Origin of the sequence: Gordonia sp. HS-NH1, assembly GCF_001418765.1 — a bacterium.
Classification (GTDB): Bacteria; Actinomycetota; Actinomycetes; order Mycobacteriales; family Mycobacteriaceae; genus Gordonia.
Map to the genome: position 1 here is coordinate 1 of NZ_LIYC01000129.1, position 443 is coordinate 443.

At 66.4% G+C, this 443-nt stretch carries 1 pseudogene; it reads left to right on the top strand.

The window, feature by feature from the left end:
• Positions 1-443: pseudogene (locus AMD30_RS24360) on the top strand (hypothetical protein); the annotation flags it as partial.

Below are 443 nucleotides of genomic sequence, written 5' to 3' on the forward strand. Positions count from 1 at the left end.
GTGGTTCCTGGTCCGGGCAGTATCCCGGGTCCGCCGGTGGAGGCGCCGTATCAGGCGTACACCGCGCCGGGGTCGCAGTCCTATGATGAGCCCTACACTCCGCTGATCAACAATCGGGTGGCTCCTCGTGTTGCGCCGCCGGTTCGGCCGATCGCGCCGCCGCCGGAGAAGATCCGTGTGGGCAACTTCGTGACCGACATCCCGGAGGGTATGTCGAAGCGGGATGTGAACTCGATCAACGCGTGGTCGGCGTACGGCGAGGCGAAGATCGCGCAGGGTTTGATTTCTGCCGGTGTTCCCGAGGATGAGGCCACCCGCCGTGCTGCCGCCACGATCATCGGTGTGATGGCCGGTGGTACCGCTGGTGCTGTCGCACTTGGTATTCCGTCGGCGGTTGTGGGCGCGGCGGTGGGGGCTCCAGTCGGTGCCGTAACGGGTGCGAT